18 protein-coding genes are annotated in these 17,963 nt (G+C 63.8%); 8 read left to right on the top strand and 10 right to left on the bottom strand.

The window, feature by feature from the left end; genetic code table 11:
* Window positions 1–80: 80 nt before the first annotated feature.
* Together typA and DTX69_RS22330 are read right to left on the bottom strand one after the other, a co-directional pair.
* Complete coding sequence (typA, locus tag DTX69_RS22335) at window positions 81–1,913, bottom strand: translational GTPase TypA (RefSeq protein ID WP_119303802.1); 1,833 nt, start codon at window positions 1,911–1,913, stop codon at window positions 81–83.
* Between the two features lie 136 nt (window positions 1,914–2,049).
* Entirely contained in the window at window positions 2,050–3,039 is a 990-nt protein-coding gene (locus tag DTX69_RS22330; protein WP_119303801.1) for an adenosine kinase, read from the bottom strand.
* Between the two features lie 189 nt (window positions 3,040–3,228).
* On the opposite strand from DTX69_RS22330, the gene DTX69_RS22325 reads away from it, so the two are divergent.
* The 3 genes from DTX69_RS22325 (at window position 3,229) to DTX69_RS22315 (ending at window position 5,115) form a co-directional block, all read left to right on the top strand.
* The gene (locus tag DTX69_RS22325) at window positions 3,229–3,918 is read left to right on the top strand and encodes an EI24 domain-containing protein (protein ID WP_162917459.1); all 690 of its coding nucleotides are present in this window, start codon (window positions 3,229–3,231) and stop codon (window positions 3,916–3,918) included.
* Window positions 3,919–4,028: 110 nt separating this feature from the next.
* Window positions 4,029–4,583, top strand: a complete 555-nt coding sequence (locus DTX69_RS22320; protein WP_119303799.1) for a bactofilin family protein — start codon at window positions 4,029–4,031, stop codon at window positions 4,581–4,583.
* A 100-nt stretch (window positions 4,584–4,683) separates the two neighbouring features.
* The gene (locus DTX69_RS22315; RefSeq protein ID WP_119303798.1) at window positions 4,684–5,115 is read left to right on the top strand and encodes a hypothetical protein; all 432 of its coding nucleotides are present in this window, start codon (window positions 4,684–4,686) and stop codon (window positions 5,113–5,115) included.
* 410 nt (window positions 5,116–5,525) lie between these two features.
* Here DTX69_RS22315 and DTX69_RS22310 read toward each other — a convergent pair whose 3' ends face one another.
* The 3 genes from DTX69_RS22310 to choX form a co-directional block, all read right to left on the bottom strand.
* Window positions 5,526–6,962: an amidase gene (locus DTX69_RS22310; RefSeq protein ID WP_119303797.1), complete on the bottom strand. Its 1,437-nt coding sequence runs from the start codon at window positions 6,960–6,962 to the stop codon at window positions 5,526–5,528.
* A 99-nt stretch (window positions 6,963–7,061) separates the two neighbouring features.
* Window positions 7,062–7,976: an alpha/beta fold hydrolase gene (locus DTX69_RS22305; protein ID WP_119303796.1), complete on the bottom strand. Its 915-nt coding sequence runs from the start codon at window positions 7,974–7,976 to the stop codon at window positions 7,062–7,064.
* A 50-nt stretch (window positions 7,977–8,026) separates the two neighbouring features.
* Window positions 8,027–8,968: a choline ABC transporter substrate-binding protein gene (gene choX, locus DTX69_RS22300; protein ID WP_119303865.1), complete on the bottom strand. Its 942-nt coding sequence runs from the start codon at window positions 8,966–8,968 to the stop codon at window positions 8,027–8,029.
* Window positions 8,969–9,090: 122 nt separating this feature from the next.
* Between choX and betI the strand changes: the two genes are divergently transcribed.
* The 3 genes from betI to DTX69_RS22285 all read left to right on the top strand — a co-directional run bounded on the left by betI (window position 9,091) and on the right by DTX69_RS22285 (window position 11,566).
* A complete protein-coding gene (gene betI / locus DTX69_RS22295; protein ID WP_119303795.1) occupies window positions 9,091–9,672 on the top strand; it encodes a choline-binding transcriptional repressor BetI in 582 nt (193 codons plus the stop codon).
* 83 nt (window positions 9,673–9,755) lie between these two features.
* A complete protein-coding gene (locus DTX69_RS22290) occupies window positions 9,756–11,234 on the top strand; it encodes a multicopper oxidase family protein (protein WP_119303794.1) in 1,479 nt (492 codons plus the stop codon).
* Window positions 11,235–11,317: 83 nt separating this feature from the next.
* Window positions 11,318–11,566 carry a GlsB/YeaQ/YmgE family stress response membrane protein gene (locus DTX69_RS22285; RefSeq protein WP_119303793.1) on the top strand — a complete coding sequence of 83 codons (249 nt, stop codon included), beginning with the start codon at window positions 11,318–11,320 and terminating at the stop codon, window positions 11,564–11,566.
* A 68-nt stretch (window positions 11,567–11,634) separates the two neighbouring features.
* Here DTX69_RS22285 and DTX69_RS22280 read toward each other — a convergent pair whose 3' ends face one another.
* The 5 genes from DTX69_RS22280 to trpS form a co-directional block, all read right to left on the bottom strand.
* A complete protein-coding gene (locus tag DTX69_RS22280) occupies window positions 11,635–12,156 on the bottom strand; it encodes a universal stress protein (RefSeq protein ID WP_119303792.1) in 522 nt (173 codons plus the stop codon).
* Between the two features lie 9 nt (window positions 12,157–12,165).
* A complete protein-coding gene (locus DTX69_RS22275) occupies window positions 12,166–12,918 on the bottom strand; it encodes a TIGR02186 family protein (RefSeq protein WP_119303791.1) in 753 nt (250 codons plus the stop codon).
* A complete protein-coding gene (locus tag DTX69_RS22270) occupies window positions 12,915–13,874 on the bottom strand; it encodes a sulfite exporter TauE/SafE family protein (protein WP_119303790.1) in 960 nt (319 codons plus the stop codon). The genes DTX69_RS22275 and DTX69_RS22270 overlap by 4 nt, the downstream gene beginning before the upstream one ends.
* Window positions 13,875–14,155: 281 nt before the next feature.
* A complete protein-coding gene (locus tag DTX69_RS22265) occupies window positions 14,156–15,124 on the bottom strand; it encodes a DUF2333 family protein (protein WP_119303789.1) in 969 nt (322 codons plus the stop codon).
* Window positions 15,125–15,188: 64 nt separating this feature from the next.
* Window positions 15,189–16,214, bottom strand: a complete 1,026-nt coding sequence (gene trpS, locus DTX69_RS22260; protein WP_119303788.1) for a tryptophan--tRNA ligase — start codon at window positions 16,212–16,214, stop codon at window positions 15,189–15,191.
* 245 nt (window positions 16,215–16,459) lie between these two features.
* Between trpS and DTX69_RS22255 the strand changes: the two genes are divergently transcribed.
* Window positions 16,460–17,185, top strand: a complete 726-nt coding sequence (locus DTX69_RS22255; RefSeq protein WP_119303787.1) for a Bax inhibitor-1/YccA family protein — start codon at window positions 16,460–16,462, stop codon at window positions 17,183–17,185.
* Window positions 17,186–17,317: 132 nt separating this feature from the next.
* The gene (locus DTX69_RS22250; RefSeq protein WP_119303786.1) at window positions 17,318–17,944 is read left to right on the top strand and encodes a glutathione S-transferase family protein; all 627 of its coding nucleotides are present in this window, start codon (window positions 17,318–17,320) and stop codon (window positions 17,942–17,944) included.
* Window positions 17,945–17,963 lie beyond the last annotated feature (19 nt).

The following is a 17,963-nucleotide window of genomic DNA, read 5'->3' as shown; positions in this document are numbered from 1 at the left end:
GGGTTCGTGCGAATAGCCCCTCTCCCCTCGAGGGAGAGGGGTGGGGGTGAGGGGGCCTCGATGCAGCGCCAAGTGCCAACTCACGCCGTTTCCGCCTCGGCGCGCTTCTCTGCCTTCTTGCGGTCGTGCGGGTTGAGGATGGCTTTGCGCAGGCGGATGGACTTGGGCGTGATTTCGACGCGCTCATCGTCCTCGATATAGGCCATGGCGTATTCGAGCGTGATCGCGCGCGGCGGGGTCAGGCGGATCGCCTCGTCCTTCGAGGTGGTGCGGATGTTGGTGAGCTGCTTCGACTTCAGCGGGTTGACCTCGAGATCATGGCCGCGGCTGTTCTCGCCGATGATCATGCCCTCATAGACCGCTTCGCTGGGATTGACGAACAGCTCGCCGCGCTCTTCCAGGTACCAGAGGGCATAGGCGACCGCCGCGCCGTCGGCGTTGGAGATGAGCACGCCGTTGCGCCGGCCCGCGATCGGGCCGCGATAAGGGCCGTAACCGTGGAACAAGCGGCTCATGATGCCGGTGCCGCGGGTGTCGGTCAGGAACTCGCCGTGATAGCCGATGAGCCCGCGCGCGGGCACGTGGAAGACAAGCCGCGTCTTGCCGCCGCCGGAGGGCCGCATCTCGACCAGCTCGCCGCGGCGCTGGCCGAGCTTGTCGATGACGACGCCGGTGAACTCCTCGTCGACGTCGATGACCGCTTCCTCGATCGGCTCCATGCGTTCGCCGGTTTCAGGATCTTGGCGGAACAACACGCGTGGGCGGCTGATCGACAGCTCGAAGCCTTCGCGGCGCATGGTCTCGACCAGCACGCCCAGCTGCAGTTCGCCGCGACCGGCAACCTCGTACGCGTCGCGGCCTTCCGTCTCCCTCACCTTGATCGCGACATTGCCTTCGGCCTCGCGCAGCAAGCGGTTGCCGATCATGCGGCTGGTCACCTTGTCGCCCTCGCGGCCGGCCAGCGGCGAATCGTTGACCGAGAAGGTCATGGCCAAAGTTGGCGGATCGATCGGCTGGGCCGGCAGCGGGATCTCCACCACCGGGTCGCAGATCGTGTCGGCGACCGTGGTGTCGGTCAGGCCTGCGATGGCGACGATATCGCCGGCCTCCGCCTCCTCGACCGGCACGCGCTCGATGCCGCGGAACGACAGCAGCTTGGTGAGGCGCGCGGTCTCGACGATGTTGCCGTCGGGCTGGATCGCGCGCACCGGCATGTTGACCAGGGCCTTGCCCGTCTGGATACGCCCGGTCAGCACACGCCCCAGGTAGTTGTCGTATTCCAGCGTGGTGACCAGCATGGAGAATGGGGCGTCGTTCTGCACCCGCGGCGTCGGCACATGGTCGACGATCAGGTCGAACATGGGCGAAAGATCCTTGCGCTCTTCCTTCTCGAGATCCGCGACCGCCCAGCCCTGGCGCGAAGACGCGAACAAGGTCGGGAAGTCGAGCTGCTCGTCCTGTGCGCCGAGTATGGCGAACAGGTCGAACACCGCATCGTGGGTCTCGTGCGGCTGCGCATCCGGCCGGTCGCACTTGTTGATGACCACGATGGGGCGCAGGCCCAGCGCCAGCGCCTTCATGGTGACGAACTTGGTCTGGGGCAGCGGGCCTTCGGCCGCGTCCACCAGCAGGATCACGCCATCCACCATGTTGAGGATGCGCTCCACCTCGCCACCGAAATCGGCGTGGCCGGGCGTATCGACGATATTGATGCGCGTACCTTTCCAGTCGACCGAGGTGCATTTGGCGAGGATGGTGATGCCACGCTCGCGCTCCAGGTCGTTGGAGTCCATGACCCGCTCCATCACCTGTTGGTTGGCGCGGAAGGCGCCGCTTTGCTTCAGGAGCTGGTCAACCAGGGTGGTCTTGCCGTGGTCGACATGGGCGATGATGGCAATGTTACGCAACTTCATGGGTCTACTTTCAAACTGAGCAAAAGGGCGCGCCGCTCGTAGGGAGCGCGCGGTCGGATCGGCGAAACCAAGGTCGCCGGATCAGCGGAGCGTCGGCGGCGTTCCCGATGTGTAGCGGCTGGATGCGTGCATTTTGTTACACCAGCCGGCTGAGCACGAGTTCGGCGAGCGGCGTCTCGGGCCTGGCGCCGATATGGGAAATGATCTCGCCCGCGGCAAGCGAGGCGATGCGCCCGCAGGTCTCGAAGTCGCGCCCGTGGGTATAGCCGTAGAGGAAGCCCGAGGCATAGAGATCGCCGGCCCCGGTCAGGTCGACAATGCGGTCGACCGGCCAGGCCGGAATCTCGATCATCTCGTCCGGCGTGACGATGACGGAGCCGAGCTCGCTGCGGGTGAGTGCCGCGAGGTCGCAATGCTGCTGGGTGATGCGCGCCGCCTCGTGCCAATCGTTGGTCTCCCAGAGGGCGGTGATCTCGCCGATGTTGGCGAACAGGATGTCCACGTGGTTCTTCACGAGGTCCTGGAACTCCTTGAGGTAGCGGTTCACGCAGAAGGAGTCGGACAGGCTGAGGGCGACTTCCTGGCCAGCCTCGTGGGCGATGCGCGCGGCCTTGAGGAACGCCTCCTTGGCCAGCGGAGGGTCCCACAGATAGCCCTCCATGTAGGTGACCTTGGCGCGCTGGATCAGGTGCGGGTCGATGTCCGCGGGGGTCAGCTCGTGGCAGGCACCGAGATAGGTGTTCATTGTGCGCTCGGCATCCGGCGTCACCAGGATCATCGAGCGGGCGGTCGGGGTCGTGGAGGTCGCGGGCGCGATGTCGTAGTGGACGCCGGCGGCGCGCACATCATGGCGAAAAATGCCGCCCAGCTGGTCGTTGCCCACCTTGCCGATGAAGGCGGCCTTGCCGCCCAGGCTGGCGACGCCGACGGTGGTATTGGCTGCACACCCGCCGGAAATCTCGATGGCCGGGCCCATGGCGGCATAGAGCTCCTCCGCCCGGGCGGTATCGATCAGGGTCATGGCGCCCTTGGTCAGGCCCAGCCGCTTGATGAACGCATCGTCGCAATGTGCCAGCACGTCGACGATCGCGTTGCCGATGCCGACCACATCGATGACTTCAGACATGAAACCCTATCTCTTCCCGCCCCAAAAAAGTCGGCGGAGTATAGTCAGGTATCGGTTTTCAGGAATCAGGAATCGGAAGGGCGGACCGCATGACGCACATTCCAATTCCTGTTAACTAATGACTGATCCCTTGCGGGTGTCGCGGCGGCCCTCGATATGGGGTAAATCATTGAATTGAAAGGAACGGTCGTGCTCAGCGCGCTTGCGAAAACCCTCGGTCAACTGAACGATCCGCCGATCCGGCGGGTGATTGCCAAGACTATCGGCCTCGCCATCCTGGGCTTTGTCCTGTTCGTGGTGCTGGTCTACCTGCTGATCGGCTGGCTGGCAGGCTTGAGCGGCTGGCTGGAGGGCTTGGCGCAGTTCGGCGGCGCGATCGGGGCCATCGTAATTGCCTGGCTCCTCTTCCCCAGCATTGCTGCGGCCATCGCCGGGATCTTCGCCGACGAGGTGATCGACGCGGTGGAGGCCAAGCACTATCCGGCCCTTCCGCCGGCCAAGCCGGTGCCGATACTGCAAGCCGTATTCGACGGACTGAAGCTGGCTGCCATCGCCATCATCGCCAATATCCTGGCTCTGCCATTCCTCCTAGTCTTTCCGATCTATGTGCTGATCACGTGGGGCGTGAATGGCTGGCTGTTGGGCCGGGAGTATTTCGAAATGGTGGCGTTCCGGCGCATGGATCGTGCCAGCGCGCACGAATTACACCGCCGTCATAACCGAACGTTTACCATCGCTGGTGTCATGATAGCGGTGTGCCTCACGATACCGTTCGTCAACCTGTTGGCGCCGGTATTGGGGGCGGCTTTTATGGTGCACGTCGCGCAGAATGTGCTAAACCACAAAAGCACGACTCAGACCGTCAAGCCATTGGCATAAACTGGCGATTTCTCGGTCTGTGTCGTTGGCGGGGCTGATGGGGCCTAACACTGAGAGTATGCCGCGCCGAGGGCACGGGGCGCACTCCGCACGTCACGGAAAGGGTTAAGATGTTCGGGAAGAAGAAGGATCAGGATATGTCGACGCCAAACACTGCGGACACCCCGCCTACGGCGCCGGCTGAGGCCAAGAGCTATTTGCGGCAGGACGCGCCGACACCAGGCGTTTCGCGGCCCGCGGAGATTGCGCGCCGCCCACCTGATCTCAGCGCGTTCACACAGCGCCGTGAGCAGCCTCCCGCACCGCGCGCCGGTGAGACCGACCACAAGAAGCTGATCGTCGGTCGCGAGATCATCCTGAATGGCGAGATCCGCACCTGCGATTTCCTGGTGGTCGAGGGTCGCGTCGAAGCGGTGCTGAACGACTGCCGGCAGATCGACATTGCCTCGTCCGGCCAGTTCAAGGGCTCGGCCGACATCGAATCCGCCGACATCAGCGGCCGGTTCGATGGCGACCTGACCGTGCATGGCCGCCTGACGGTGCGGGCGACAGGCCGGGTGTTCGGCAAGGTGAAATACGGCCAGCTTGAAGTCGAGCGCGGTGGTATCATCTCTGGCACCGTGGAATCACTGCCGGAAGCCAGCACCAGCGAGGCTGCGGCGTAACAGCGTATGGGGTTGACCGCCGGCGCCGGTGGGCGGTGCCGGCCGGTTCTCGAGACAAGCCGGCCCTACCCGGCGGCGTGCTTTTGGGCGGGGGCCCGAAATGCGACCTGGCCAGATTGGCCGCGGAAAGTTCCGTTGGATCGCGCTGACTGGCGCGATGCTCCTGATCAGCGCGTGCCAATCCACTGCCTCGCTTGACTCCGCGAACCCTGCCGCCAAGCGTGCCAGCGTCCAGCCCGCCGCACCCATCCTTTCCAAGGATACTGCCTCTTTCATCGGTCTGGGCGGCGCGGATCTGTCTCGCACCCTCGGCCAGCCAAAGCTGGTGCGCAAGGATGCGCCAGCCGAGATCTGGCAATATTCCGGCGCAGATTGCGTCGTGGACTTTTATCTCTATGCCGGCGCAACCGGCCTTGCCGTCGCTTACATGGAAGCCCGCAACCAGGTCGCGGAATCGACGCCCGCCGACCGCTGCGTGAAATCGCTGCTGCAATCGGTCAGCTCCGAGAACGCTCAGCAGAAGATGCTGTAGGCCGAAAGTCAGAAGTCGGACGGGCTCTTTCTGAATTCTGCCTTCTGACTTCCGAAATGGTCGGAGCCGGAACGATCGCAGGCTGCGATACCGCGCTCGCCCCGGCCCCGTGACATCGGGGCGTGCCTTCTGGTGGATGGCTACTTCGCGCCCGACTGAGGCGCGGGAATAGCATCGGGCGAGTTGAGAACGGCTTAATCGGTCTCGTCCTGCCGCTGCCTCAGACCACGGCATCTGACCTAGTCCGAATGGATTGCTGCAAGCGTGCGGCTGTCCCGCGATGCACAAGGATCGCGGCCGATCGCCTGGCACCGCGGATGGGTGCAAATCATGCGCGGCGTCCGGCATGAAATCACAAAGTGACCACCCGACTTACGGACCGGCTCCAAGAGCTCTCGAAAAAGTGCTTCTCAGAAGGCCCAGACTGGAGGGCGTCGACGGATCCAGCCTGTTGTTTCCTCGAGTTCGGCGGCGAGGCATAACAGGCGATGGTCCTCATTCTGTCGGCCTACGAGCTGAATGCCGATTGGCAATCCGGATTCAGACTGGAACAGCGGCAAACTGGCTGCTGGTTGTCCCGTTACGTTGAAGACTTCGGTAAAAGGGGCGAAGCCGTAGGCGGATGCCGCCCACTTCTCGAACGTGAAAGAAGGTGAATTGCTGTCGATCGCGCCGAGCTTCGGGGGCAAGGTCGCCGTTGTTGGCGTCAGAATCAGATCAAAGCTTCCAAACTGGCGGGCCATGGCAAGCTTGACCGCATGTGCCCGGCGCTTGGCGGTGATGTAGTCGGCCGCGGTCATGGTCTCGAATCTCTCCAGGATGCAGCGTCCAAGCCGCTCAATCTCATCGGGCCCTGGCCCCCGGCCGAGCTGGGCGGATCGCCCGCGGATCGCCATGCCGATGTCCGCCATCCATAGCGGCATCCAGCTCTCGCCCTCCGCGACCTCCGGCGGAAACGCGCCCATTGTGACCTCGTGTCCCAAGGTCTCGACCAGCTGCGCTGCCTTCTTCAACGCCGCTTCGATCTCAGGCGCGACGGGGCTTCCATCCGGCCGGCGGGGAACGCAGACGACGTGAAGACGCTCCGAAGGTGCGGATAGCGATTTCACATAAGAGGGCACGGACTTGGCTACCTGATAGGGTGCCCCTGGCTCCGGGCCAGCGGTTGCATCAAGAAAGGCGGCACTGTCGCGCACGCTGCGGGACAGAACGTGCTCGCAATGGAGACCGCCGCCGACTTCGCCGTTATACGGACCGACGGGGTTCAGCCCACGAGAGGGCTTCAGGCCAAAGATCCCGCAACAAGCAGCCGGTACACGGATGGAGCCACCCACATCCGAACCATGGGCGGCAGGCACCATGCCGCTCGCAACTGCCGATGCGGCACCACCGCTCGATCCGCCCACCGTGACGCTAAGGTCCCAAGGGTTCAGAGTAGCGCCGCGGAACGTCGGCTCCGTGACAAAGTCGGCCGCGAACTCGGGCAAATTGGTTTTGCCAAGAAAGACGATGCCTGCCGCACGCCAGCGCTGCACAATTTCGCTGTCCGGCTGGGCGGGCGCCTCGGCGAAGAAGCGCGAGGAAAGTGTCGTGGGCCATTCCCTGACGTGGACGCAGATGTCCTTGACGAGGAAGGGAACACCTGCCAGCGCTCCCTGTGTTGCGGTATGCTTGGCATGCTCGCGCGCCGACTCAGGGTCTTTCAGAACCAGCGCATTCAGCACGGGATCGAGCTTTTCCACAGCAGCGATGGCAGCCTCCGTCACCTCCCGGGCTGAGATTTCGCCCGTGCGCACGAGCGCAGCAATGCCAACTGCGTCAAGCTCAGCGTACTCGGCGATCTTCATAGTGATCCCCCTAGGCGAACCCGAATCCGTTTCGCCAACTCAGTCGGGCATCTCGCGCTCGATGAAGCGCCGGGCATAGCAGGAGGCGCGTCAAGCGTCTCAGACAACATCCGACCTAATCCGAATAGGTGCGGCGACAGCGAGATGCGCGAGGATCGCAGCCGATAGCCTGGGCACCACGGCCGGATGCAAATCGTGCGCTGCGTCCGGCAGCACCATGAGGCTTGCTCCGGGAATCAAGCGGGCAGCAGCCTCGGCGAACGCCAGCGGGATGATCGGATCGGCCCCGCCGTGAATCACGAGCGACGGGCATCGAATGCATCGCAACAGGGACGAGCGATCACCTGCACTGGCATACGCCAAGGCCTGGCGATGAATCGCCGCCGGCCGGTAGCAGCGGCGATAGCCAAGCTCAAGGCGTCGCACGACGATGCGCGGGTCGATCACGTGATGCGGCCCCGTCCACGCGGACTGCGCGGCGACCATCCGGCGGATCAAGCGCGCGCGATCTGGCACATGCACGATCATCCGCGCCAAGAACTGCGCCCCCGGCATGTCGTCCAGCAAGACAGGTTGGCCGCCGGACGACATCAGCGATACCAGCGAGCGCACGCGATCGGGCCATTGGGCCGCCATGATCTGCGCGATCATGCCGCCCATCGAAAATCCCATGACGTGAGCGCTGTCGATGCGCAGCGCATCGAGCAGGCTCAACGCATCGGCCGCCATGTCATACAGCGAGTACGGCGCGCGCTCTGGGGCAACCGGTGCGAACGGATAATCGGACTCGCGGAGCGCCGGATCGATCGCAGGGCCGCACGGGCTCGAGCGGCCATAGTCCCGGTTGTCGAACAGAACCAGGCGATGGTGCTGTGACAGCGCCGCCAGCAGCGTACCCGGCCAATCGGTCATCTGCATACCGAGCCCCTGGATCAGCAGCAGGGGCGAGTGATCCGCCGATCCGATCATACGCACATGCAGGCGCATGCTGCTGCCGATGACAATGGCTGGCATGGAGAAACTGCGCTCGCGCTATCGCGCACGGAAAGGAAGTGCGCTCCTCGCTAGTTCATCAGCCCCAGCGAATCCCTGACCGCTGCAAGACCATCCTTTCCGTCGAAGGTCGTCACGCCGGCGAGCCATGGCGCCAGCAGATCGGGGTGCGCGGTGATGGCCTTCTTCGCCGCGTCCCTCGGCAACATCGCTTCGCCGATGAGATAAGCCATGCCCTCATTCTCAAGCTCGAGTGTAAACGTGATATTGTCCAGCAGCTTGCCCACATTCGGGCACTCGGCCACATAGCCCTTCCGGACCTGCGTGTGGACGGTGGCGCCGCCATAGTTCGGCCCATACCATTCGTCGCCGCCGCTGAGATAGGCCATGGGAATCTCGCTGTTCATCGGATGCGGCGCCCAGCCCTGGAACAGAATCCACTCCTGCTTGCGCACGGCTTTCTTCACCTGCTGCAGCATGCCCTGTTCGCTCGATTCCAGCAGCTCCCAGTCACCCAGACCGAAGCGGTTCTCCGCGATGATCTGCTCCATGATCGTGTTGGAGCCGGGTTCGATGCCATACATCTTGCGATCGAACTTGTCGGCGTGTTCGGCAAGATCGGCAAAATCGTGGATGCCGGCATCATGCACGTACTGCGGAACGGCGAATGTGTATTTGGCGCCTTCCAGGTTCTGCTTGATGGTCTCGACCGATCCGTCCTTCTGATACGAGTCGAAATAAACCTGCATCGCCGGATCCCAGTAGCCGAGAAAGACGTCGAGATCCTTGTTTTTCAGGGAGGCATAGATGATCTCGAGTCCGAGCACATCGGATTTCGGCTCGTATCCCAACCCCTCCAGCAGCACCGAAGCGACACCGGTCGTGAAGGCAAGGTCGTTCCAGCCGGGTTCTGCCATGCGCACCTGGCGGCAGGATTGCGGCTCCGCCGCTTGCGCCGTGCTCGCGGCCACCAGGAGCAATGCGGCGACCGAAACCTTGGAGAACCTGATCATCTCCGCCTCCCAAGAATTATAGACCATCGGTCAGTAAACTGACCGATGGTCAATTTATCGACCTGCTGGACAATGGAGTCAAGGGGCTCTATGTAAGCGTTTGATTTGTCTCGGAGAATGCCGTGCCGCGCCTGTCCATCGAACAGATCCGCCGGAAGGAGCTCAGCGAAGCCGCCTATGAGGCGCTGCAGGTCTGGGGTCTGCCCGGAACAACCCTGGTACGCGTCGCGGCCAAGGCCGGCGTCTCCAAAGGCATCGTGCTTCACTACTTCCGGAACAAGGATGAGCTGATCGAAGCCGCCATGCGGCGCTCCAACGCCGCCTTGCGCGACGAAGTGGTCCGACGGCTCGCCGCCGCGCGCTCGCCGCGGGAGCGGCTTGAAGCTGTGATCGAAGGGAACTTCGACGAGCACTTCTTCGTGCCGCAGATCACGCATGCCTGGCTCAGCTTTTGCGGTGCGGTGCCGCGAAACCCCCAATTCGCAAGGCTCCAGCGCGCGATTCACGCGCGCATGCACAGCAATCTCATGTCGGCGCTGAAGCATCTGCTGCCCGCACCTCAGGCGCAGGACGCGGCGCAGGCAATCAGCATCATGATCGATGGACTCTGGCTCCGGCATGGCTTGGTGCAGGGCGGCATCGATCGCGCGGGCGCGTTGAAGCGGATCAAGGCGCTGGTGGAGAGCCTGCTCAAATCGGCGTGAAGGGTGCGGCATGGCGCCGCTGCAATGGGGCAGCGTTCGCCGCTGTGCTTGGCGTCGGGGTTGGCGAGGGTTAGGTTGGCGGCATGCGTCGCTTATCCCGTCGCCGCTTTCTCGTCGCCAGCGCCGCCCTCGGCGCCGTGTCTTTCGCGCCACCTGCGCGCGCCGCCTCGCACGGTGCGACGACGAAGATCACCATCGGCACGCGCACCATCGAGGTCAAGAAAAAGGCGGCCAAAGTCTTCGGCCTGATGCAGCCCGATGGCACCCACGGACTCATCATGAATGCCGGCGAGCGTTTCCGCGTGCGCCTGAAGAACGACGCTGGAGAGGCTGCTCTCATCCACTGGCACGGGTTGACGCCGCCCAACGACCAGGACGGCGTGTCGGGCGTTACGCAACCGGCGCTCGAGCCGGGCCAGAGCTACGAGTACGACTTCACGGTTGCGCTGCCCGGCACCAACTGGATGCATTCGCACCATGTGCTGCAGGAGCAGTCGCTGATGGCGGCACCCCTCATCGTGCGCGACCCCAAGGATGCCGCGCGCGACGAGCAGGAGGTCGTGATCCTGCTGCACGATTTCACTTTCGAGATGCCGGATCGGATCCTGAGCGCCCTTTCCAAAGGCATGAGCCACGACCACGGCGCCATGGCGCCCGCTGCGCAGGATCCGCATGCCGGGCACGATATGTCGAACATGGATATGTCCGGCATGGATATGCCCCACGACATGTCGCAGATGAACATGGCGGGCATGGATCTGAACGACGTCTCTTACGACGCGTTCCTGGCCAACGATCGGACGCTCGATGATCCGGAGGTCGTGCGCGTCGACAAGGGCCAGCGCGTGCGCCTGCGCGTCATCAACGCGGCTTCTGCCACCAATTTCATGATCGACCTGGGGCCGCTGTCAGGCTCGCTCACCGACGTCGACGGGCGGCCGATCGTACCCGTGATGGGCAATCGCTTTCCCCTCGCGATTGCACAGCGCGCAGACGTGCGCTTCACCTTGCCTGTGGAAGAGGGCGCCTGGCCGGTTCTGTTCCAGCGTGAAGGCGATACCGCATTGACGGGCGTTGTCCTGGCGACCAAAAGCGGGACGATCGCCAAAATCGCTGATCAAGCGCATCAAGCGATCGGCGCGATCGACCGCGCAGCATCAATGCTCTACGAGGCCGCGGAGCCGCTGCCGGAGCGGCGCACGGACCGCGAGCTCAAGATCGACCTGACCGGCTCCATGATGACCTATCGCTGGGGCATCGCAGAGAAGGCCGCCATAGCGCACCACGCGCATCTCATGGTCCAGGAGGGCGAGCGAGTCGAGATGATGCTCACCAACCGCACCGAGATGTCCCATCCGATGCATCTGCATGGCCACCATTTCCAGGTGGTCGCGGTCAACGGCTCGCGCGTGAAGGGCGCAGTGCGCGACACCGAGCTGGTGCCGATCGGCGGCTCCGTCACCCTGGCGTTCGATGCCTTCAATCCCGGCAAGTGGATGTTCCATTGTCATAATCTCTATCACATGCTGTCCGGCATGATGACGCAGGTGAGATACTTGTGACCTCGGACCGGGGTCCGGCGGCGTGGTGACACGTCACAGGGCAGCGGCTAAACTGCTGCCCTCGATCTCTGCAGGGGAATGACATGAGCTGGATAATCTGGCTGGTTCTCGGTCTGGTCGCTGGCATCGTCGCTAAGCTGCTCATGCCCGGCCGTGATCCCGGCGGGTTCATCATCACCATCATCCTCGGTATCGTGGGTGCCATGGTCGGCGGCTTCATCAGCACCAGGCTCGGCTTCGGCGATGTAACAGGCTTCAATCTGCCCTCGATCATCATCGCGGTGCTGGGTGCGATGCTCCTGCTCTTCCTCTATCGCCTGATCAGGCGGTAGTTCAGAAGTCAGAAGTCAGAAGTCAGAAGTCAGAGGAACGCTGGTACCATCTGACCTCCGACTTCCGATCACGCCACGTGCTCGATGTCCTCTGGCGTCAAATTGCCGGGGACGATCGTGACCGGCACGCGCATCTTGCTGACATATTTGCCGGTCAGGGCCGAAACCAGCGGACCCGGCCCCTTCGGGCTGGTCGAGGCGGCGAGCACCAGGATCGAGATGCCGGGCTCTTCCTCGATCAGCTTCAGCAACTCCTCGCGCCGGTCGCCCTCGCGGAAGTAGAGCATCGGCATCTTGCCGGAGAGCTTGTTCACCTCCGTCGCCATCTTCTGCATGGTGGCCTCGGCCTGCTGGCGCGCCTCGTCCTTCATGAGCTCATTGACGCCGATCCAGTCGCCGAAGCCGGTCGGCTCCATCACATGCACCATGGCGACGCGGCCATTCGAGCGGAAGGCGCGGCGGCAGGCATAGCGCAGAGCGACCTTCAGCTCCGGCGTTTCGTCGACCACCACCAGGAAGACGCGCTCCTGCGCCGCCGGCGGTGCACTCGCGGGTTGGACTTGAGGATCGGGGCCTGGATCGGTGCTCATGATTCACCTCTACCGCTTGCGGAAGGCCAGATGCGCCAGCCAGCCCGTCAACAACGCAACCACCACGGCCGCTACGCCATAGGCGAAACGCTGGGCGATCGAGCGCGCATTGGCATATTTGAAGATATCCGCCCCGAAGCCCACCTTGCTGATGACCAGGGGCATGTTCTGGGCATCCACGATCCGGCCGTCACGCACCAGATAGACATCGATCAGGAACGTGCCGGTCGGAACATTGGACGGCAAATGCAGATTGGCGCGGAACAGGGTCGCGCCGATGAAGGTCACCCGGCCGACGCGGTCGGCATAGAGGCCCTGCTTCTTCTTCTGCTGCACAAGCGCGGTGCGGAAGGGGCCGATACCCGGCACGTCGCCAGCCACGTCCCGGAACTGCACGCGGCCGACGCCGAGTTGGTAGCGGTCGAGGACATCGGGGGTCAGAATCTCGAACAACGGCCGGGAGGAGGCGACGCCATAGAGCGATGGCACGCCCTCGAACTCGATCGAATCCGCATTCACCCAGACGCCGGCGAGCCGCTCCTTGCGATGGACCGCGACACGGCCCGCCGGACCGCGCATCACCAGGACGACGTCGCCCGGCCCGTCGATGGCGCCGAAGACCAGGATGTCCTGGCCGGCAAAGTCAGTCGTGATCTCCACCAGATGATCATCGACATCCGCGACGATGCCCTTGGCCGCGGCGGGCGCCGCAAGCGCGAGACCAAGGACCGCGACCAAGCAGGGGATGAGCCGCCGTCTCATCGCGTCAGCCCCTGCAGCACATAGAGGTCGTCCGGCCTCGCCACCAGCTCGTAGCACAGGCCGCCGGCGACCGAAAGGACGAGCAGCGCCAGCAGGAATCGCAGCTGTTCGCCCGGCAGCCGCGCGCCGATCCGTCCGCCGAACTGCGCGCCGATGACCGAGCCGATGGTCAGCACGAAGGCGAGCAGGACGTCGACGGTGCGGTTCTCGATCGATTGCAGGATGGTGGTGACGGCGGCGACGAAGATGATCTGGAAGAGGGAGGTGCCGACCACGATCGAGGTCGGCATGCCGACCAGATAGATCATGGCCGGCACGATCAGGAAGGCGCCTCCGACGCCGAGCATGGCCGAAAGGATGCCGACCACGAAGCCGATCCCGATCGGCATGATGGCCGAGATATAGAGCCGCGATTTCTTGAATCGCATCTTCAGGGGCAGGCCGTGCACCCAGACATGCTGGTGCAGCTTGCGCGGGGCCATGGCGCGGCCACGCGCGCGGCGCACGCGGCGCAGGGTGCGCACGGATTCCGCCAGCATTATCAGGCCGATCGAGCCGAGCAGGATCACGTAGGCGAGATGGATGACGAGGTCGATCTGGCCGTAACGGCGCAGGATGGAGAAGATCGCGACGCCGACCAGCGAGCCGAACACGCCGCCGGACAGCAGCACCGCGCCCATTTTGAAATCGACGTTCTCCCGGCTCCAGTGCGCCAGCACGCCGCTGACCGAGGTCGCCACCGTCTGGTTCGCCGTGGTCGCCACCGCGACCGGCGAGGGTACCCCGATGAAGATCAGGAGCGGCGTCATCAGGAAGCCGCCGCCGACGCCGAACAGTCCGGACAGGAACCCGATGCCGCCGCCAAGAGCGAGCAACAGCAGGACCGACACCGAGATCTCGGCGATCGGCAGATAGACTTGGAAGCTGAGTAACCAGTCTAGAAGGGCGCCCAGCATGCCCGACCGAACCCCCGGTCCTTGCGATCCAACCACCCGGCAGAAGCGCACGCGTCAGCCAGGTACCCCCTCGACTGGTGATGGCGGTCGGCGAGACGCATCCTCATGAAAATGCTGGCGAGCTGAGCGTCTTCGGCGACAGCGACTCGGGGACCGCGGCCAATCGTTGAGGCTACTCTACGACGGTGATTCTGCAGGGGAAAGCGGGGAAATAAGCATCGGTGATCAGGTATCGGTGATCGGATGTGACAATTCCGATCCCAGCTACCTGATCCCTGGCGCTACTTCTGGAGGATATCGGTGATTTCCTCGAGCTGTATGCGGGCGCGCAGCAGGTAGAAGCCCTGAGCGGCCAGATGATTGGGCTGCATCATCGCGTGGGGCGTGCCGTTGATCACCATGATGGGCTGTAGCACCGCCCCCTCCAGCATCGAATCCACCATGCGCTGCCACACCGTGGTGGCGCCCTTCTCCTGGATGACCGCCTTGAAGTCGGCTCCGAGGTCGCGCAGCAGCAGGCCGTAAGCATAGAGCCGGCCCTTATTGAGATAGAACACATTGTCGGCATAGAAATCGAACCAGTCGCCGGAATGCTGGTCGATCTGCTGGTCGATTGCGCTGGAGGCCGAGCCGAGGTCCTTGCCGATGCGATCGAGCGTCGCCATCAGGTTGTCGGCGCGCGGCTCGAACGGCGCTTGGCCGCGCGCGAGCCGGTCGTTGTAGCTCAGCAGCTTCACCATTGCCCCCCGGTACTGCGATTCCGAGTTGGCGGTGATCGAGGCGGCCTCGAAGTACCACTTGTCGGGGGCGTAGTTGAGGGCCCCCCGTGCATCGGTCAGGTCGCGATCGGTGCTCGAGGAACCGCGCGAACGGCCGATCTGGTCGGCCATTTCGGTGGAGAACCGCGCGAGCGCCTGCTGAATGCCGATCTGGTAGTTCGGCATGTTGTCGAGCGCATAGCCGGGCATGAAGAAAGGATCGTTGGCCGGCCAGGCGGTGCCCTGCACCTCGCGTTGGATCAACGCTGCCGCCAGCGCCACGGCTTGGCTGCCACCCTGCGGAACGTCGCGCGCTGCGAACTCCGGGTCGTCGTTGATCCGGTGCACCAGCAGCATGCCGACCGGGTAATAGAGCAGCAGAACGGCCAGAACGACGAGGCCCGCCCATTTGGCGCGGCGCGCCCAGCGCCGGCCGGAGCCAGGCAATTGCGGCTGGTCGGCCGGTGAATCGAGGAACGGGTCGGCGGTCATGAGTGCCTGCTCTCCTGGTGGGGCGACCAACGACAGTTGGGGATTGGCCCCGCGCAGGGCAAGGTCAATGAAGGAACCCGACGATCTCCTCCACCTCGCGCAGGATCGGCATGGCAATCGCCTGCGCCCGCTCCGCGCCGTTGCGCAGCAGGGCATCAATCTCGTCCGGATGGGCCAGCAGGCGCTTCATCTCGCCGGAAATCGGCCCGAGCTTGGCAACCGCGAGGTCAGTGAGCTCGCCCTTGAACTTCGAGAACTCCTGTCCCGCGAAGCGGTGCACCACGTCGGCCAGCGCGGCGTCCGACAGGGCCGCGTAGATGGACAGCAGGTTGAAGGCCTCCGGGCGCGCAGCCTCGGCATCCGCCTTCACGTGCCCGTGCTCGTCCAGGCACTCAGGCCCGGGCAGCGGATTGGGATCGGTCTTGGCCTTGCGGAACTTGAGGGCGATGGTGTCCGCATCGTCGGTCATGTTGATGCGGCTGTAGTCGCTTTCGTCGGACTTGGACATTTTCTTGGTGCCATCGCGCAGCGACATGATGCGCGCTGCGGGCCCGCCGATCACCGGCTCCGGCAAGGGGAAGAGCTTGACGCCGTAGTCGTTGTTGAACTTCTGGGCGATGTCGCGCGCCAGCTCCAGATGCTGCTTCTGATCCTCTCCCACCGGCACGTGGGTCGCCTTGTAGGCGAGGATATCCGCCGCCATCAGCACCGGATAGGCGTAGAGGCCGATCGAGGCATTCTCGCGGTTCTTGCCGGCCTTCTCCTTGAACTGCGTCATGCGGTTCAGCCAGCCGAGGCGCGCGACGCAATTCAGGATCCAGGCCAGCTGCGCATGGGCGAGGCACTGGCTTTGATTGAAGATGATGGAGCACTTCGGGTCGATGCCGGAAGCGATATAGGCGGCCGCAACCTCCCGCGTCGCCTGGCGCAATGCCACCGGCTCCTGCCACAGGGTGATGGCGTGCAGATCGACGACGCAGAAGATGCAGTCATAGTCTTTCTGCATCCGGACCCAGTTCCGGACGGCGCCCAGGTAGTTGCCCAGGTGAAGGTTGTTGGTCGGCTGGACGCCGGAGAAAATGCGGTTCATCGACTGTGCTTTCGCGCTCTTAGTGTGCAATCAGGGGGTCAGCGCCCCAGGGTGGCGGCTATATCGCCGGCCGGGATCGGGTTTCGCAAGGGCTTTTCCGGAGGCGTTTTCACGGGTTTGTGCAGGAAACCGGCACATTGTCCCATTGGAGGGCACACCGAATGGCATTGAAGGCAAAGGCTTTCACCCTCATATTAGCATTCGGCTAATGGGGGCAGGGGCCCCAGGGAACAAGGAGCGAACAGATGGCCACGGGACCACAGAGAGACTATTTGGGCCGCGCTTACACGCCGGCCGGCGCCCGCGCTGCCGAGATTGATGTCGGCCTACGCGAGTACATGCAGAAGGTGTTCGGGCTCATGGCCGGCGGCACGGCTGTTACCGGCCTGGTCGCTTATTTCGGCGCAGTCAGCGGTATCTATGCGCAGTTGGCCGCCACGCCGCTGATCTGGGTGGTGGTGTTCTCACCGCTGGTGTTCGCGTTCATCTTCGGCATGCGGATCCATGCGATGCGCGCCTCGACCGCTCAGATGCTGTTCTGGGCGTTCTCGGCGCTGATGGGCCTGTCGCTGTCATACGTGTTCCTGGCCTATACCGGGACGTCGATTGCCCGCACCTTCTTCATCGCGGCGGCGACCTTCGCCGGCATGGCGCTCTATGGCTACACGACCAAGCGTGACCTGAGCGCCATCGGCTCGTTCCTGATCATGGGCGTCTTTGGCCTGCTGATCGCGATGCTGGTCAACCTGTTCCTGCAGAGTTCGGCCTTGCACTGGGCGATCTCGGTCATCGGCGTGCTGGTCTTCACCGGCCTGACCGCCTATGACGCGCAGCGGATCAAGGAGATGTACTATGCCGGCGATGGCGCCGAAGTCGCGACCAAGAAGGCCGTGATGGGCGCGTTGAGGCTCTATCTGGACTTCATCAACCTCTTCATCTTCATGTTGCAGTTCCTCGGCGAGCGCCGCTAAGCGCAGCAGAGAGATAGAGTTCTCGAACCGGGGCCTTCGGGCCCCGGTTTTATTTGTGCGTGGCCCTGGCGCGTCCTGCGCCGCTTGGCTAGCTTGGTGACGGCTGCGTTCAAGATCAGGGCTGGATAATCCATGTACACGCTTTATTGGTCGCCGGGATCGGCGTCGATGGCGCCGCACGGCGCGTTGGAAGAGGCAGGCGCCAGATATGAGCTGAGGCTCACCAACACCGATGCCGGCGCGCATCGGGATCCTGCCTATCTTAAGCTCAATCCCAACGGCCGGGTGCCGACCCTGGTGGTGGATGGCAGCTTCGTGATGTTCGAGTCCGCCGCCATGGTGATGCTCATCGCCGATCGTCATCCGGAGGCGAGGCTGGCGCCCGGACCCGATGAGATGGCGCGCGGGCACTTCTATCAGTGGCTGACGCACCTTACGAATTCGGTGCAGCCGGCCATGCTGCGCTATTACTATCCGGAACGGCACACGACTGACGCCGGCGGAACCGAAGCCGTCGCGAACAAGGCAATGGAGGAGATTGCGACCTTGTGGGGGCGTATCGATCAGCACCTTGCGGCGCACGGGCCCTATCTGCTGGGTGACCGGTTCTGCGCGGCGGACATCTTCGTGTTCATGCTGTCCGGCTGGCAGCAATGCTGCCCGAACACCTATGAGCGCTTCCCCCACTTGAAGCGGCTCGCCGACCTGGCTGCCGCCCGCCCAGCCATGCAGCGCGTCATCCAGAAGAACGCGGGGTAAGAGGCCACCATCCAGCGCG

Origin of the sequence: Dongia deserti (genome assembly GCF_003574735.1) — a bacterium.
In the GTDB taxonomy this organism is placed as follows: domain Bacteria; phylum Pseudomonadota; class Alphaproteobacteria; order Dongiales; family Dongiaceae; genus Dongia_A; species Dongia_A deserti.
This window is presented reverse-complemented; position numbering and strand designations above follow the sequence as displayed.

What these genes read in the sequence shown, in the direction of transcription:
- DTX69_RS22290 (WP_119303794.1), top strand. Translation starts at nt 9,756, where the DNA reads ATGCGTCGCTTATCCCGTCGCCGCTTTCTCGTCGCCAGCGCCGCCCTC.
- DTX69_RS22315 (WP_119303798.1), top strand. Translation starts at nt 4,684, where the DNA reads ATGCGACCTGGCCAGATTGGCCGCGGAAAGTTCCGTTGGATCGCGCTG.
- DTX69_RS22310 (WP_119303797.1), bottom strand. Translation starts at nt 6,962, where the DNA reads ATGAAGATCGCCGAGTACGCTGAGCTTGACGCAGTTGGCATTGCTGCG.
- DTX69_RS22255 (WP_119303787.1), top strand. Translation starts at nt 16,460, where the DNA reads ATGGCCACGGGACCACAGAGAGACTATTTGGGCCGCGCTTACACGCCG.
- DTX69_RS22285 (WP_119303793.1), top strand. Translation starts at nt 11,318, where the DNA reads ATGAGCTGGATAATCTGGCTGGTTCTCGGTCTGGTCGCTGGCATCGTC.
- choX (WP_119303865.1), bottom strand. Translation starts at nt 8,968, where the DNA reads ATGATCAGGTTCTCCAAGGTTTCGGTCGCCGCATTGCTCCTGGTGGCC.
- DTX69_RS22330 (WP_119303801.1), bottom strand. Translation starts at nt 3,039, where the DNA reads ATGTCTGAAGTCATCGATGTGGTCGGCATCGGCAACGCGATCGTCGAC.
- DTX69_RS22305 (WP_119303796.1), bottom strand. Translation starts at nt 7,976, where the DNA reads ATGCCAGCCATTGTCATCGGCAGCAGCATGCGCCTGCATGTGCGTATG.
- typA (WP_119303802.1), bottom strand. Translation starts at nt 1,913, where the DNA reads ATGAAGTTGCGTAACATTGCCATCATCGCCCATGTCGACCACGGCAAG.
- DTX69_RS22280 (WP_119303792.1), bottom strand. Translation starts at nt 12,156, where the DNA reads ATGAGCACCGATCCAGGCCCCGATCCTCAAGTCCAACCCGCGAGTGCA.
- DTX69_RS22250 (WP_119303786.1), top strand. Translation starts at nt 17,318, where the DNA reads ATGTACACGCTTTATTGGTCGCCGGGATCGGCGTCGATGGCGCCGCAC.
- DTX69_RS22270 (WP_119303790.1), bottom strand. Translation starts at nt 13,874, where the DNA reads ATGCTGGGCGCCCTTCTAGACTGGTTACTCAGCTTCCAAGTCTATCTG.
- DTX69_RS22265 (WP_119303789.1), bottom strand. Translation starts at nt 15,124, where the DNA reads ATGACCGCCGACCCGTTCCTCGATTCACCGGCCGACCAGCCGCAATTG.
- DTX69_RS22320 (WP_119303799.1), top strand. Translation starts at nt 4,029, where the DNA reads ATGTTCGGGAAGAAGAAGGATCAGGATATGTCGACGCCAAACACTGCG.
- DTX69_RS22275 (WP_119303791.1), bottom strand. Translation starts at nt 12,918, where the DNA reads ATGAGACGGCGGCTCATCCCCTGCTTGGTCGCGGTCCTTGGTCTCGCG.
- trpS (WP_119303788.1), bottom strand. Translation starts at nt 16,214, where the DNA reads ATGAACCGCATTTTCTCCGGCGTCCAGCCGACCAACAACCTTCACCTG.